Annotated in this window: 15 protein-coding genes; all 15 read right to left on the bottom strand. The window is 70.9% G+C overall.

From position 1 onward, the window contains the following. Positions 1-123: 123 nt before the first annotated feature. A complete protein-coding gene (locus ASE27_RS04430; RefSeq protein WP_056646211.1) occupies positions 124-1,149 on the bottom strand; it encodes a LacI family DNA-binding transcriptional regulator in 1,026 nt (341 codons plus the stop codon). Positions 1,150-1,343: 194 nt separating this feature from the next. Next, positions 1,344-2,645, bottom strand: coding sequence for an N-acetylglucosamine-6-phosphate deacetylase (locus ASE27_RS04425; protein WP_056646208.1), 1,302 nt, complete (start codon positions 2,643-2,645; stop codon positions 1,344-1,346). Positions 2,646-2,730: 85 nt separating this feature from the next. Then, entirely contained in the window at positions 2,731-3,255 is a 525-nt protein-coding gene (locus ASE27_RS04420) for a DUF1990 family protein (RefSeq protein ID WP_056646205.1), read from the bottom strand. Beyond that, on the bottom strand, positions 3,252-4,235 hold the full coding sequence (locus ASE27_RS04415; RefSeq protein ID WP_056646202.1) for a YndJ family transporter: 984 nt from the start codon (positions 4,233-4,235) through the stop codon (positions 3,252-3,254). The genes ASE27_RS04420 and ASE27_RS04415 overlap by 4 nt, the downstream gene beginning before the upstream one ends. 1 nt (position 4,236) lies before the next feature. Continuing rightward, positions 4,237-4,899 carry a TetR/AcrR family transcriptional regulator gene (locus ASE27_RS04410; RefSeq protein WP_082608488.1) on the bottom strand — a complete coding sequence of 221 codons (663 nt, stop codon included), beginning with the start codon at positions 4,897-4,899 and terminating at the stop codon, positions 4,237-4,239. 95 nt (positions 4,900-4,994) lie between these two features. Further along, positions 4,995-5,690 carry an endonuclease NucS gene (gene nucS, locus ASE27_RS04405; RefSeq protein WP_056646199.1) on the bottom strand — a complete coding sequence of 232 codons (696 nt, stop codon included), beginning with the start codon at positions 5,688-5,690 and terminating at the stop codon, positions 4,995-4,997. A 196-nt stretch (positions 5,691-5,886) separates the two neighbouring features. After that, a complete protein-coding gene (locus ASE27_RS04400; RefSeq protein WP_056646196.1) occupies positions 5,887-6,303 on the bottom strand; it encodes a DUF2550 domain-containing protein in 417 nt (138 codons plus the stop codon). A gap of 18 nt (positions 6,304-6,321) precedes the next feature. After that, on the bottom strand, positions 6,322-6,606 hold the full coding sequence (locus tag ASE27_RS04395) for a F0F1 ATP synthase subunit epsilon (protein WP_056646193.1): 285 nt from the start codon (positions 6,604-6,606) through the stop codon (positions 6,322-6,324). A gap of 88 nt (positions 6,607-6,694) precedes the next feature. Beyond that, positions 6,695-8,176 carry a F0F1 ATP synthase subunit beta gene (gene atpD / locus ASE27_RS04390; RefSeq protein ID WP_056646189.1) on the bottom strand — a complete coding sequence of 494 codons (1,482 nt, stop codon included), beginning with the start codon at positions 8,174-8,176 and terminating at the stop codon, positions 6,695-6,697. A gap of 85 nt (positions 8,177-8,261) precedes the next feature. Continuing rightward, entirely contained in the window at positions 8,262-9,158 is an 897-nt protein-coding gene (locus ASE27_RS04385) for a F0F1 ATP synthase subunit gamma (RefSeq protein WP_056646186.1), read from the bottom strand. A 1-nt stretch (position 9,159) separates the two neighbouring features. Beyond that, the gene (atpA, locus tag ASE27_RS04380; protein ID WP_056646183.1) at positions 9,160-10,791 is read right to left on the bottom strand and encodes a F0F1 ATP synthase subunit alpha; all 1,632 of its coding nucleotides are present in this window, start codon (positions 10,789-10,791) and stop codon (positions 9,160-9,162) included. Between the two features lie 134 nt (positions 10,792-10,925). Next, the gene (locus tag ASE27_RS04375) at positions 10,926-11,741 is read right to left on the bottom strand and encodes a F0F1 ATP synthase subunit delta (RefSeq protein WP_056646180.1); all 816 of its coding nucleotides are present in this window, start codon (positions 11,739-11,741) and stop codon (positions 10,926-10,928) included. Next, positions 11,741-12,334, bottom strand: coding sequence for a F0F1 ATP synthase subunit B (locus ASE27_RS04370; RefSeq protein WP_056646177.1), 594 nt, complete (start codon positions 12,332-12,334; stop codon positions 11,741-11,743). Before ASE27_RS04370 ends, ASE27_RS04375 begins: the two co-directional genes overlap by 1 nt. Next, positions 12,334-12,561: an ATP synthase F0 subunit C gene (atpE, locus tag ASE27_RS04365; protein ID WP_030149959.1), complete on the bottom strand. Its 228-nt coding sequence runs from the start codon at positions 12,559-12,561 to the stop codon at positions 12,334-12,336. Before atpE ends, ASE27_RS04370 begins: the two co-directional genes overlap by 1 nt. Positions 12,562-12,678: 117 nt before the next feature. Then, positions 12,679-13,425: a F0F1 ATP synthase subunit A gene (gene atpB / locus ASE27_RS04360; RefSeq protein WP_331709602.1), complete on the bottom strand. Its 747-nt coding sequence runs from the start codon at positions 13,423-13,425 to the stop codon at positions 12,679-12,681. Positions 13,426-13,596 lie beyond the last annotated feature (171 nt).

Here is a 13,596-nt window from a genome sequence, read left to right as displayed (position 1 = left end):
CGGCGTCGGCGCCGATCGTCTGGTCCTGCACCGGCGAGGCCGGCGGTCGTGCCCCTCGGCGACGGCCGAGGGCGTGACCCCGTCCCGCTGGTCGGGCCGGGGGTCGGGGTCGAGCACCCGGGGTCAGGTCCCCCGGACAGGGGCGGGGCCGACGCTCGCGCCGGCCTCGAGGTCGCACGTGACCAGGACGGGCGCGTGCGCCCGACCGGCATCGTCGATCCGTGCGACCAAGGACTGCACCCCGAGGCGCCCGAGCTCAGCGCCCGGCGCATGCATCGTGGTCAAGGGTGGCGTGCTCATCGCTCCCACCCCGGGGGAGCTCACGATCCCCAGCACCGAGACGTCGGTCGGGACCGCGAGACCGCGTGCCTGCAGGCCGGACATGACACCGAACGTCGCGATCTCGTTCATCGTGACGAACGCGGTGAGCAACGGGTCCTGCTCGAGCAGCTCGCCGACCGCCGAGCGCCCGGCCTCGGCCGTCTCGTCGCACAGGAGGTCGCGACCCACGAGCCCACGGCGCTCCATGGCCGCGACGAACCCTTCGCCTGCACGCAGGGTCGGACCGTAGCCCGCCGCGGCACTCTCGGCCGAGTGGTTGATGAACGCGATGTGACGGTGGCCGAGCCCGACGAGGTGATCGACCGCCGCCTCGGTGGTCGCGGCGAAATCGATGTCGACGTACGGGCGGCCCTCCAGCTCTCGCGTCCGCCCGATCATCGTGTAGGGCACGCCTGCCTCGTGGAGCACCTCGACCCGTGGGTCGTCGAGACGGACCTCCATGAGGAGGACGCCGTCGGCCATCCCCTGCTGGGTCAGGTCGCGGATCCCTGTCGCCTCGTGCGCCGCGAAAGGCCAGAGCACCAGGTGGTAGCCGGCCTCGCGAGCCGCTGCGGTGGCACCCGTGACGAACTCCGCGACCGTGCCGCCGATCCCCGTCTTGGTCGCAGGGAAGATCAGCGCGAGCACGTGGCTGCGGCGCGAGGCGAGCCCACGGGCCATGGCGTTGCGGCGGTAGCCGAGGTCGCTCATGGCCGCCTCGATCCGAGCGCGCGTCTCGTCGGAGATCTTGCGTGTCCCGTTGAGCGCGTACGACACCGTGCTGAGCGACACGTTCGCTCGGGCGGCAACGTCCTGCATCGTCACCATCTCGCCACCTCCTCGTGGTCGGCTCCCTCAGGGGAGAATCTGTCGAAGCGCTTCGTCGAAGCGCTTCGATGAATACGAGTATTGACTGAACTATTGCGATCCGTCAACCCTGCCCGTGACAGACCGGCGGCCCGGCCCCGAGCGATCGCTCGGGGCCGGGCCGCCGGTCGGGTGAAGCCGCAGGTCAACCTGCGTCAGTCGGTCACCAGCGCTCCCCCGCGCCACACCGCGAGGGGCGTCAGGTCGGCGTCGGCCACGACGACGTCGGCACGTCGCCCGGCCTCCAGCGCTCCGATGTCCGAGCGTCCCAGGACGCCCGCGGGCGTGCAGGAGGCAGCCTTGACCGCATCGACCAGCGGGATGCCGAAACTGGTCGTCGCCCGCACCACGTCGAGCAGGTGGAACGTGCCGCCCGCGATCGAGCCCTCGGGCGTGCCGTCGTCGAGCCGCGCGACGCCGTCCGCGACCGTCACGGCCATGGGGCCGAGCTGATAGGTGCCGTCGGGCATGCCCGCGGCGGCCATGGCGTCCGTGACGAGCACGATCGCGTCGGGCCCCACGAGCTCGAACACGCTGCGCACGGTCCCGGCCGCGAGGTGGGTGCCGTCTGCCACGAGCTCGACCACGAGCTCTCCGCGCGCCGCGGCCGCCAGGCACGCCGCGACGGGGCCAGGCGCCCGGTGGTGCAGGGGACGCATGCCGTTGAACAGGTGCGTCGCGGTCAGGCGCGGCGCGGGGCCTACCGGCTCGCCCGCCGCGGCCAGCGCTGCTCGACGCGCCGCGAGGGCCGCGACCCCCTCGACGATCGCCGCGTCCGTCTGCTCGGACGAGGCGTCGGTGTGCCCGATCGACGGGACCGCGCCGACCTCGACGAGCGCCTCGACGACACCCCCGGGACCGGTGTTCCCCGGGACCTCGGGCGCGAACGTCATGGTGCGGAAGTGTCCACGCCCGGCCTCCGCGATGGCCCGGACCAGCTCGACGTCTCCCGCGAGCATGTCGTGCGGGTTCTGGGCGCCGCACCGCACCTCCGACAGGAACGGTCCTTCGAGGTGGATGCCTGCGATCTCACCGGCGTCGCCCAGGTCGGCGAGCGTCGCGACCCGGCGCAGGAGCGTCTCGCGCTCGGCCGTCACGAGCGAGGCGACGAGGCTCGTCGTCCCGTGACGCCGGTGCTCGCGCACCGCGACGAGCGCCTGCTCCGCGTCCTCGGCGTCGGGGAAGCTCGCTCCGCCGCCGCCGTGGTTGTGCAGCTCGACGAGCCCCGGCAGGACGACCTGACCGTCGACGGGAGCGTCGGCCGCGTCGACCTCGGCGCCGTACCCGGCGGCTGCCGCGTCGCGACGGTCACCGACCCACGCGATCGTCGCCCCGTCGAGGACGACGACGCCGTCCTCGACGACCTCCTGCGGGGTGACCACGCGCCCGCGCAGGGCGGAGCGGGCGGCTCCTGCGGACGACGGGACGATGGGCTGCGGGGCGGCGTTCGACGTCATGTCCTCATTCTTGCGCACTTCGTTCGGACGACGCACGAATGGTCACCGCACCTGCCGGTCAGCGGTCGAGGACCGAGACGGCCCGTCAGCCCTCACGCAGGAGCCTGCGTGCCGCCCGGGCGAGGTGCGCGATGTACAGCCGCTGGAACGTCGGGACGAACAGACGCAGAGCCGAGACCCAGCGGACCGCGGGGTTGCTGAAGACGTCGACCACGAACCACACGTCCCCGGCGGCGTCCCGCTCGACCACGAACGCCTCCTCGCCCACGAACACGTGGCCGGGCAGGGTCCCGTAGCCGAACCCGATGCGCTGCTCCTCGCGCTCGACCCACACGATCTCGCAGGGCTCGTCGAGCCGCACCCTGCCCACGCCGAGCCGCGTGACGACACGGCCCCCCGGCTCCGCGACCGGGGCCGACGTCTCGATCCGCACGTGGGCGGCCGCGTGCACCTGCCAGGTCAGGAGCTGCTCGCCCAGTCGTCCGAGCTCCGCGACCGTGCAGGGCCGCTCGGACAGCCGGTGGCGCAGGCGGAGGTGGGCGTACCCTGCGGGCAGCTCCGGGGCGCGCGTCGCACCCACCTCGGGGTAGGTCGTACGGCTCTGCGTCATGCCTGTCTCCGTCCTGGGGTCCTGCTGGGTCTGTGTGGCCGGATGGCCGTTCCTTGCAGCGCGGGGCCCGCGGGCCCCCTGCGCTCGATCCGCTCCCCCGCCGCGCCCCGGACCGCTCGGAGCCCCAGCAGCGTGCACAGCGCGAACCCGACCGCGTTGGCCACGCCGTGCGTCGCCGCCATCTGCCCGATGCTCGGGTGGGGCAGCCCCGTCGCCTCACCCACTGCCCACCACATCGCGAGCAGCATCGAGCAGGCCACCGCGACGGATCCAGTGACGAGCAGTCCTCGTGCCCAGCCCCGGGCCGCGAGCCCGAGGACGGCCCACGCGGTGCACCACAGCGCCCCCGTCAGCACGAGCGCGCCGACCAGCTCGGCCGCGTCACCCACGAAGTAGCCCATGAGCACGAGCCCCGTGCCGACCGGGACGCCCCACGCGCCCGCTCGCGCGGCGCGGCCCCGGTCCGGGGCCCGGTGGGTGTCGGAAGTGTCCGGGTCGCGGGGGTCGTCGTGCCCGGCACCTTGCCCGGCGACGAGCCCCGCGACCAGGGCCGCGGCGAACCCCGCGAAGAGCATGTGCGGGACCGTCAGCGCGAGGTAGGTCCCCGAGAAGCCGAGCAGCCCCCGGCCGCCGCGGTCGGCGAGCATCGCGGCAGCACCGACGCTCGGCAGGGCGAGCGCCACGCCGACGGCGAGCCGCACGCCGAGCGGGCGTGGCGCCGTCGGGCCGGGGAGCGCCGCGCGGACCGCGGCGACGAGCAGCACCGCCGATCCCACGAAGAAGGGGACGGTCGCGACCTGCGCCCACAGCCCGTGCGGGAGCCACGCCCCGGCGGCGGCCGCCGCCCCGGCCGCGGGCCACCACGGCCCGCCCGCCCCGGGCACGACGCGAGGCCCGAGCAGCGACAGCCCGAGCGGGAGGACCACGACGAGCCCGAACGCGACCACGAGGTCCACGAGCAGGGCGGTCGATGCGGACACCTCAGCCTCGAAGGGACGACGTCAGGCGCACGACGTCGTCGACGACCCCGCGGGCGACCGGGAGACGGGACAGGCGCACGAGCTTGCCCACGATCGGGCTCGCCCCGGCGACCAGGCGCCGCGTGCGCGCAGAGCCCGACGACGAGTCCTGGACCCAGAAGAGCGTCACCCCGAGCTGGGCGAACCACAGCAGCTCGGGGAGCTGCGCCCGCAGGGAGGGCGGCACCGCGGGCGAGGCTCCGGCGACGAGGTCCTCGAAGATCCCGAGCGAGAGCTCGCGAGCCTCGCGCGACGCCTCGCTGAACGGGTTGGCGGCCGCGCCCGGCCGGATCGCCACCGAGACGAACTCCGCGCCGAACGAGTGGTAGGGCGCGAAGACGTCGATCGACGCGTCGAGCACGCGGCGCAGCCGGTCGGCGAGGGACCCGCCCTGCGCGAGGATCTCGTCGGCGGCGACCCGGTGCGCACGCAGGACGTCGAGGTAGAGCTCCTGGACCAGGTGGTCCTTGGACGGGAAGTAGTAGTAGGCGTTGCCCGTGCTCACGCCCGCCGCGGACGCGATGGACCGCATGGTCGTGGCCTCGTAGCCCTGCTCGCGCAGCATCGCGAGGGCCACCCCGAGGACCTTGGCCCGGGTCTCCTCCGACTTGGGGGTGGGGCTCACGAGGTCGCCTCGGTCGCTGTGCGCGGGTTTTTGAACATGTTCAAAAATGTAGCACGAGAGAAGCCCGCACACCGCGCGGGTGTGCGGGCTCCGGGTCAGAAGAGGCGCGAGTCCACGTCGTCGACCCCGCGCATCGCGTCGTAGTCCAGGACCAGGCAGCCGATCCCCCGGTCGGTCGCCAGGACGCGCGCCTGCGGCTTGATCTCCTGCGCCGCGAACACGCCGCGCACGGGGGCCAGCAGAGGGTCGCGGTTCAGCAGGTCGAGGTACCGCGTGAGCTGCTCGACGCCGTCGATGTCTCCGCGGCGCTTGATCTCGACCGCGACCGTCGCGCCGTCCTTGTCACGGGCAAGGATGTCGACCGGACCGATCGCCGTGGGGTACTCCCGGCGGATCAGGGTGTGCCCCGTCCCGAGGAGCTGGATCTGCGCCGCGAGCATCTCCTGCAGGTGGGCCTCGACGCCGTCCTTGATGAGGCCCGGGTCGATCCCGAGGTCGTGAGCCGAGTCGTGCAGGACCTCGTGCAGCTCGATCTCGAGGCGGTCGTCGCTCTTGGCGTGCTGAACCGCCCAGACCTGGGTCACGCCGCGCTCGCGTGCCGTCTCGTCGGGCTCGGTGACCGCCATGGAGCACGGGGGGCTCATCCAGTTCAGCGGCTTGTACGAGCCGCCGTCCGAGTGCAGGAGCACGCTGCCGTCCGCCTTGACGAGCAGCACACGGGTCGCGAGCGGGAGATGGGCCGAGAGCCGACCCGTGTAGTGGGCCGAGCACTGGGCAACCACGAGACGCACGAAGAACTCCTCAGACCGGGATGACGCAAGACCGGGGACGACGACGGAGAGCGACGCTGGCACAGCGCCGACCGGGACGGACGGGTGAGCCACCAGCTCACGGGGTGCGGCGCCGGCGGGACGGACGAGAGCGAGGCGGCGCCGGGCCGGAGGGGCAGACGAGCCGCTGCCGGACAGCCAGGCTACGGCCAGGCCCTCAGACGACCACGCCGCGACGCCCGGGAGGGGCCGCCTCGAGCCACGATGCCAGACCCGCGTAAGCACCGCTCGACATGAGCAGCTCGAACCGTGTGCCCTCGTACGAGCACTCGACCAGGAAGAGGTCGCGGTCAGGGGCCTCGACGGGGCGACGGGACACGATCACGAGGTCCTGGCGCCGCCAGGACCTCGCGGGGCGCAGGGACAAGGACCAGCAACGCCACCAGTCGATGCGTCCGACGCCGTAGTGCGCGATGCCGAGCGACCACGAGGCCTGCTCGGCGCCCGCCGGGCGGGCGCTGCACTCGAACGAGCCGACCCGGTGGGCGATGGCCCGAAGACGCAGCGCCCCCAGCCCGACCACGACCAGGACCACCAGAAGGAGTCCGATCGCGATCCAGGCGGGGAGCGGCACGTGTGCTACCTGGTCCCGTCAGTGGCCGGAGACGGCGGAGGCGTCGAGCACCTCGGCGTCGTCGACCACGAGCATGACCTGGTTGGAGTCCACCGAGAGGAAGCCGCCGGTGACCTTGACGGCGATCTTCTCGCCGGAGACCCCGGTGATCCGGACGGTGCCCGCCTCCAGGACGGACAGGACCGGTGAGTGGTCCGCGAGGATCCCGATCTCACCGTCGGCGGCCGGCGCGCTCACTGCGCGCGCGGTCCCGGACCAGATCTTGCGGTCCGCCGCCACGAGGTCGACGTTCAGTTGTGCCACTTGAACTCCTTCATGTCGGTGCACGGGTCTGACGAAGCGCGCCGCGTGCTCGGCCGGTGGGCCGAGCGCGCGGCGCGCTCACGTCGAATCAGACGCCGTACTCCTTCTGGATGCGGGCCCAGTTGCGCTCGAGGTCCTCGAGGCCACCGATGTTGAAGAACGCCTGCTCCGAGATGTGGTCGAACTCGCCGTCCGCGATCTTCTTGAACGCCTCGATGGTCTCCGTCAGCGGAACCGTCGAACCCACGACACCCGTGAACTTCTCGGCCATGTAGGTGTTCTGCGAGAGGAACTGCTGGATGCGGCGCGCACGCGCCACGACCGTCTTGTCCTCCTCGGAGAGCTCGTCCACACCGAGGATCGCGATGATGTCCTGGAGCTCCTTGTTGCGCTGCAGGATCGACTTGACGCGCGTCGCGACGTCGTAGTGCTCCTGGCCCACGTAACGCGGGTCGAGGATGCGCGACGACGAGGTCAGCGGGTCGATCGCCGGGTACAGACCCTTCGAGGCGATCTCACGCGAGAGCTCGGTGGTCGCGTCCAGGTGGGCGAACGTGGTCGCCGGCGCCGGGTCGGTGTAGTCGTCGGCAGGGACGTAGATCGCCTGGAGCGACGTGATCGAGTGACCACGCGTCGAGGTGATGCGCTCCTGGAGCAGACCCATCTCGTCGGCCAGGTTCGGCTGGTAGCCCACCGCGGAGGGCATGCGCCCGAGCAGCGTGGAGACCTCGGAACCGGCCTGCGTGAAGCGGAAGATGTTGTCGATGAAGAGCAGCACGTCCTGCTTCTGGACGTCACGGAAGTACTCCGCCATGGTGAGCGCGGAGAGCGCGACGCGAAGACGCGTGCCCGGCGGCTCGTCCATCTGGCCGAAGACGAGTGCCGTCTTGTCGAAGACGCCTGCCTCCTCCATCTCGACGATCAGGTCGTTGCCCTCACGCGTGCGCTCGCCGACACCGGCGAACACCGAGACACCACCGTGGTTCTGCGCCACACGCTGGATCATCTCCTGGATGAGGACCGTCTTGCCGACGCCCGCACCACCGAAGAGGCCGATCTTCCCACCCTGCACGTACGGCGTCAGGAGGTCGATCGACTTGATGCCGGTCTCGAACATGTTGGTCTTCGACTCGAGCTGGTCGAATGCCGGGGGCTTGCGGTGGATGGGCCAGCGCTCGGTGATCTCGAGCTTCTCGCCCTCCGCGAGGTTGAGCACGTCACCGGTCACGTTGAACACGTGGCCCTTGGTGACGTCGCCCACGGGGACGCTGATCGGCGCGCCCGTGTCGGTGACGACCGCGCCACGGACCAGGCCGTCGGTCGGCTTGAGGGCGATCGCACGGATGAGCGAGTCACCCAGGTGCTGTGCGACCTCGAGGGTCAGTCGGAAGGACTTCTCCCCCTCGCCCTGGCCGGACAGGTCGATGTCCACGGTCAGTGCGTTGTAGATCTCGGGGATGGCGTCGGACGGGAACTCGATGTCGACGACGGGGCCGATCACGCGGGCGACACGGCCCACGCCGGGTCCGCTCTGGTGCTCGACCTGGGCTTCCACGGTGGTGGCGGTCATTACTGGCCTCGCTTCGCAGGGCCGGAGAGAGCTCCGGCAGGTTCGGTGCAGGTGATGGAGATCGACGTGTTCGTCGTGCGGTACCTCACGACGCCGCCAGGGCGTCGGCACCCGAGACGATCTCGCTGATCTCCTGGGTGATGTCGGCCTGTCGTGCCTGGTTCGCAAGTCGCGTGTACATGCGGACCAGGTCCTCGGCGTTGTCCGTCGCGGTGTGCATCGCGCGCTGGCGGGCGGCCAGCTCCGACGCGGCCGCCTGCAGCAGGCAGCTGTAGATGCGGCTGCGCACGTAGCGCGGCAGCAGTGCGTCGAGGACGGCCTCGGACGAGGGCTCGAAGTCGTACAGCGGGAGCACGTCGTGCTGGCCCGCAGGAGCGACACCCTCGACGACCTCGAGAGGGAGCATCCGCACGACCCGGGGACGCTGCGTCACCATGTTCACGAACTGCGTGTACACGATGTGCAGCTCACCGACGCCACCCTCGTCCGCGGGGGCGAGGAACGCCTCCAGCAGGGTGTCGGCGATGTCGCGGGCGACGTCGGCAGTAGGTGCGTCCGAACCGCCGGTCCACGACTGGGCGAGCTCACGGTGACGGAACGTGTAGTAGGTCACGGCGCGACGCCCGGCGGCGTAGAGCGCGACCTCCTTGCCCTCGTGCGTGAGGCGCTCGACGAGCCGCTCCGTCTCGCGGATGATCGACGCCGAGTAGGCGCCGGCCATGCCGCGGTCCGAGGCGACCACGAGCACCGCGACACGGTTCGTGTCGGTGCGCTCGGACGTCAGCGGGTGCCGCGTCGTGGAGTGCGTCGCGACCGCCGAGACCGCCTGCGTGATCGCCTGGGCGTACGGTCCGGCCTCGGCGGACCGGGCGCGGGCGCGCCCGATCCTCGACGCCGCGATGAGCTCCTGCGCGCGGAACATCTTCTTCAGGGACTGCGTCGACTTGATCCGCTGCTTGTAGACGCGCTGGGATCCGGCCATGTCAGGCCTTCTTCTGCCGGACGATCTGCTCCTGCTCGACGACGACGCCCTCTTCCTCGTCAGCGTCTCCACCGATGAGCGGCGAACCGTCGCCCTTGAGGAAGCCGTTGCGGAAGTCGTCGATGCCCTGAGCGAGCGCAGACTCGACCTCGTCCGAGAGCTTGCCGGTCGAGGCGATCGTGCCGAGCACGTCCGTGTTGCGGCGCAGGTGGTCGAGCAGCTCGCTCTCGAAGCGGCGCACGTCCTCGAGCGGAACGTCGTCCAGCTTGCCCTTGGTGCCGGCCCAGATCGAGGCGACCTGGTCCTCGACCGGGTACGGCGAGTACTGACCCTGCTTGAGGAGCTCCATGAGGCGAGCGCCACGGGTCAGCTGGCCGCGCGAGGCCGCGTCGAGGTCCGAGGCGAACATCGCGAAGGCCTCGAGCGAGCGGTACTGGGCGAGCTCGAGCTTGAGCGTGCCGGAGACCTGCTTCATGGCCTTGACCTGTGCGGCACCGCCGACTCGGGAGACCGAGATGCCGACGTCGACCGCGGGGCGCTGGTCGGCGTTGAAGAGGTCCGACTGGAGGAAGATCTGGCCGTCGGTGATCGAGATGACGTTGGTCGGGATGTACGCCGACACGTCGTTCGCCTTGGTCTCGATGACGGGCAGGCCCGTCATGGAGCCCGCACCGAGCTCGTCCGAGAGCTTCGCACAACGCTCGAGCAGACGGGAGTGCAGGTAGAAGACGTCACCGGGGTACGCCTCGCGGCCCGGCGGGCGGCGGAGGAGCAGCGACACGGCACGGTAGGCCTCGGCCTGCTTCGACAGGTCGTCGAACACGATGAGGACGTGCTTGCCGCCGTACATCCAGTGCTGGCCGATGGCCGAGCCGGTGTAGGGCGCGAGGTACTTGAAGCCTGCCGGGTCGGAAGCCGGGGCCGCGACGATCGTCGTGTACTCGAGCGCTCCGGCCTCTTCCAGCGCGCCGCGGACGGCGGCGATGGTCGAGCCCTTCTGGCCGATCGCGACGTAGATGCAGCGGACCTGCTTGGTCGGGTCGCCGGTCTCCCAGTTCGCCTTCTGGTTGATGATCGTGTCGATCGCGATCGCGGTCTTGCCGGTCTGGCGGTCACCGATGATCAGCTGGCGCTGACCGCGGCCCACCGGGATCATCGAGTCGATCGCCTTGAGGCCGGTCTGCAGCGGCTCGTGGACCGACTTGCGGTCCATGACGCCAGGGGCCTGCAGCTCGAGGGCGCGGCGGCCCTCGGTCGCGATCTCACCGAGACCGTCGATCGGCTGGCCCAGCGGGTCGACGACGCGACCCAGGTAGCCGTCGCCGACGGCGACCGAGAGGACCTCGCCGGTCCGGCGGACCTCCTGGCCCTCCTCGATCCCGGTGAACTCACCCAGGACGACGACACCGATCTGGCGAACGTCCAAGTTCAGGGCAAGGCCGAGGGTGCCGTCCTCGAAGCGCAGCAGCTCGTTGGCCATTGCGCCCGGAAGGCCTTCCACCTGGGCGATGCCGTCAGCGGCAAGGGTGACGCGACCGACTTCCTCGGTCACCGCACCCTGGGGCTCGTAGGACTTCACGAAGCTGTCCAGCGCGGCCCTGATCTCGTCGGGCCGGATCGTCAGCTCAGCCATTGCTCTTCTCCTGTCGTGGCCGCCCCGCGAGGTGCGGGAACGGTCGAACGTTCTTGTCAGTTCGCCGGCTCGGGAGCCGGCAGGGTGTCGACGACACCGGGGGCCGCGAGGACCTCAGTGTTCGGGCGAACAGGTCAGCTGACCAGTCGTCTGCGTGCATCGGCCAGGCGGGAGAGCACCGTCGAGTCGACGACGTCCGCTCCGACCTGGACGCGCAGGCCGCCGAGGACCTCGGGGTCCACGGTGACGTTCAGCTGGACTGCCCGGCCGTACGCGCGCTCGAGGAGCGCGGACAGACGGTCCTGCTGTGCCTGGCTGAGCACCGCACCGGTCGTCACCGAGGCGACGAGACGACGACGACGCTGTGCGGCGACCTCCCCGAGCCACACGAGGGTCGCCACGAAGCGACGCCCCCGGGGTGCGATGGTCGCCCGCTCCGCGAGGAACTGGGTGACCGGGTCGACCTTGCCCGCGAGCAGCGCGTCGACGAACGCCTTGCGACGAGCGGGGTCCGTGGAGGTCTCGGTGAGCACTCGACGTGCCTCGCGCTCCCCGACGAGCGACCGCGTGATGCGGAAGAGCTCGTCCTCGACGCGCTCGAGCGCGCCGCGGGCCTCGGCCGAGGCCAGGACCGCGTCGACACCGAGGTGCTCGACGGCGTCCGCGATGTCCACGTCGCGCGCCCAGCGTCCGCGGGCGACGCCCGAGACGAGGTCGACCACACGACCGTCGAAGCCCTCCCGGAGGAGGTCGGCGGCCAGGGCCGCCTTGTCCTCGCCCGACCGCGACGGGTCGGCGAGGGCGCGACGCAGGGGCACCGAGGCGTCCAGCGCCGCGGCGACGGTGAGGAGCTGCTCGCCCAGGGCGAAGGCTCCTTCACCCGCCGCGCGCAGCACCGGCTCGAAACGCTCCTGAGCCTGCGCGAGGGAGGCTCCGCTCGTCCCGCGCATCAGCCCTCCTTGCCGTTGGCCGCCGCGCTGGCAGCCCCGGCTCCCGCAGCCTCGAGCTCGTCGAGGAAGCGGTCCACGACACGCGACTGACGTGCGGAGTCCTCGAGGGACTCGCCGACGATCTTCGACGCGAGCTGGGTCGCGAGCGTCCCCACGTCGTTGCGCAGCGAGACCGACGCCTGCTGGCGCTCGGCCTCGATCTGGCGGTGTGCCGTCTCGACGATGCGAGCGGCCTCCTCGCCGGCCTTGACCTTCTGGTCGGCCACGATGGCCGTGCCCTCGGCGCGCGCGTCCTCACGGATCTTCGCGGCCTCGGTGCGTGCCTCCTGGAGCTGCTGGTGGTACTCCGCCAGCGCTGCCGCGGCCTCGGCCTGAGCGGACTCAGCCTTGGCCAGGCCACCCTCGATCTTGGCCGTGCGCTCGTCGAGCACCGCCTGGAACTTGGGAAGGACCATCTTGTAGAAGACGACCGCGATGATGATCAGGACGACCGCCGACCAGAAGAGGTCGTAGAACGGCGGAAGGAACAGCTGGATGGGGTCGACCTCGCCAGACTCTGCGGCGAGGACCGCCTGGGGGCCGATGGTCGACATCAGAAGATGAAGCCAGCGACGAAGCCGAGCAGGGCGAGGATCTCGACGAAGGCCAGACCGATGAACATGGTGCCGCGGAGCTGGCCGGCGACCTCGGGCTGGCGGGCCATGCCCTCGACCGTCTTGCCGATCAGGATGCCGAGGCCGATGCCCGGGCCGATCGCGGCGATGCCGTAGCCGATGGTGTTGATGCTGCCTTCGACAGCGGCGAGGGTGGTGACGTCCACGGTGTTTCCTTCCGTTGGGCGCCCGGTCGTGCGAACGGGCGTCAGGTGCGTTGCGTCAGGTGGAGCTCAGGGACGGCGCCGACGCCGAGGCGGCGGAACCAGGGTCTGCGGTGCGGGTCAGTGCTCTTCTTCGATCGACATGTTGATGTAGACCGTGGCGAGGAGCGCGAAGATGTACGCCTGCAGGCCCGCGACGAAGACCTCGAAGAGGGTGATCGCGATGCCCCCGGCGAGCGTCAGGGCGCTGATCGCCTTGAGGGCCGGAGCGGCCTCGAGCAGGAGGAAGTTCGTGGCGGCGAAGCACAGGACCAGCATGATGTGGCCGGCGACCATGTTCGCGGTCAGTCGGATGACCAGCGAGGCCGGGCGGATGATCAGGAGCTGGAGCAGCTCGATCGGCGCCAGGATGAAGTAGATCGGGAACGGCACGCCCGGGGGGAACAGGTTCGCCCGGATGTAGCCCCACAGGCCGTGCTGGCGGATGCCCGCGGCCCAGTAGGCCACGAAGACCCACAGGGCCAGGAGGATCGCCACGCCGGCGACCGAGGTGCCCGAGAGGTTCAGCCCGGGCACGACACCCGTGAGGTTGAACGCGAGGATCGTCACGAAGATCGTCGTGATCATCGGGACGTAGCGGCGAGCCCGCTCGGTCCCCATGATCTCCTCGACGATGTTCACGCGAGCGAAGTCGAGGACCATCTCGACGCCGTTCTGGAACCTGCCGGGCACGAGCTTGGCGCGCCGGGCCGCGATGAGGAAGATCGTCAGCAGGACGATCGTCGCGATCACACGGATGAGCTGCAGCCGGTTGAACTCGAACGGGGTGCCGGCGAAGAGGATGGCGTCGGGGAAGAACTCACCGATCGTCGGCGCGTGGAAGCCGCCTTCGCCTTCTGCAGCGGCAACGAAGGGAGAGGGGGTCGCGAGCGTGAACAGGGTGGACTCCCAGTGGTCGTCGGTTTCCGGGGCCGTGCGCGGGCACGCCGTCGGACCAGGCCTTCATGGATTCGCCGATAGCCTAACGCATGTTCGGAC

The organism is Oerskovia sp. Root918 (assembly GCF_001428945.1).
Classification (GTDB): Bacteria; Actinomycetota; Actinomycetes; order Actinomycetales; family Cellulomonadaceae; genus Oerskovia; species Oerskovia enterophila.
The sequence above is the reverse complement of the archived record's forward strand: the minus strand, read 5'-3'. Positions and strand labels throughout refer to the sequence as shown.